The sequence below is a fragment of the Intestinimonas sp. HCP28S3_D6 genome (assembly GCF_052065695.1).
Lineage (GTDB): Bacteria > Bacillota > Clostridia > Oscillospirales > Oscillospiraceae > Intestinimonas.
Map to the genome: position 1 here is coordinate 1 of NZ_JBQHTM010000118.1, position 1,606 is coordinate 1,606.

Annotated in this window: 1 protein-coding gene; it reads right to left on the bottom strand. The window is 51.2% G+C overall.

The annotated features are described in order from the left end of the window. A partial coding sequence (gene istA / locus ACTNBK_RS16975; RefSeq protein ID WP_441147868.1) for an IS21 family transposase occupies positions 1 to 1,460 on the bottom strand: 1,460 nt, incomplete at its 3' end. Between the last annotated feature and the right edge of the window lie 146 nt (positions 1,461 to 1,606).

The following is a 1,606-nucleotide window of genomic DNA, read 5'->3' on the forward strand; positions in this document are numbered from 1 at the left end:
TAGGCTGAGAGGTTTGGATTGTAGTTCAGCAATGGGGCTCCGGAGAGTTTAAGCGGATCTGGGCGGTACTCCTTCTTGGCAATCATGTAATAACACTGCCGCAGGCTGTCCACATCGGCCCGGCCATTGGCGGCTGCCATTTCCAGAGCATCATCACAGAACTCAGAGTTTCCGTCAGCAACGATTTCGCTGAGAAGTTGCAGGGCGCTCTTCCGCTCTTTTCCCTTGGTGGAAGCAAGATAATCCTGCCACCGTTGCGGCATTTGGTGGAAGAAACGGGTATGCTCAATCGCTCCTGGCTTTTTGCAGAGGGTGGACACATACTGCGTCCAGTCGTAGACCTCATCATTGGTCTTGTAGCTTCTGGGAAAGCGTCCAACCGGTCTGTGGTCGTGGTAAAACTCTACATGGTCATAGAAGATTTTGGCCTGTACTTTTTCGCCGGCCAGCATGGGAGATAGCCCGTATTTATTCGTCTCAATCGTTGCAAAGCCTGTTTTACTCACGGTAAGCGTCGTGTAGCGGAACACAGAGAAGGGATACTGCGGCAGCTCTAAAAGTGCCGCCTTGTCCTCTTCCCAAAGTTCCCGGATGGGAACCTTGTGCTTGTAGTGGAGCCGGTCAGCGTCCTTTTCGCACCACTCCAAGAGCTGTTCATTAAATTCCTCAAACGAGGTAATGACTGGGACCGGGACAAACGCATTGCGGCGGCTGTAACCAACCTTGTTCTCTACATTGCCTTTTTCGTTGCCGGAAGCCGGATTGCAAAAATCAGCTTGGAAACGGTAGTGGAGCATAAAGCGGGTAAAGCCGTCCGTAAGGACACGCTCACCATCTTTTAGTACCTGAGCAACCGCCGTGGTCATGTTGTCAAACCGCAGCCTGGGAGGGACGCCGCCAATGTGCTCAAAAATCCGCTTCATGCCTTCCAGCAGGCACTCTTGGTTTTGAGACGGGAACGCTTGCGTTACTCCGTTGTTAGAGCCGGGGAATGAGATCGTCAGCGCATAGAACGGAAAGCGTTCTCCGGTAGCGGCCCATTCGCCTTCCGCAAGGCCAAAGTCCACCTGTCCCCAGCCTTTGGGGTGCTCCAGAGGGAGATAACCGGCACTCAGAGTTTTCATGACATATTTTTTCTTGCGGACATACTTCTTCACGGTGGAATAGCAGCCAGTAAACCCATGCTCATCACACAGGCGGTGGTAAATCCGCATTACTGTATGGCGCTGTTTCCTGGGGGCCTTTCGGTCCTCCTCCAGCCATTTATCAATGATGGGGATGAAGTCTTGCAGCACCGGATAGCTCTGTGGCTCAATATCCGGCAGATTGTCCTCGCTCCAGTTTTCCTGGTAGGCGTACTTGCGGACAGTCTCAAAGCTGTGGCCGGTTATGCGGCATATTTCCCGCAAACTTGCCTCTTCATTTTCGTAGAGGTCTTTGATATACTTGATTTGAGCCATTCGTAACACCTTTCTGCTACCCCCTTATGGTTATCCCACCTAAAGGGTAGCGTTTATTTCAGGTGCTGACAATGGCTCTTTTTATTTGCCATTGGGGTGCTCACTTTTTGAGTACCATTTGCTACATTTTCATTTTACCGAAAACA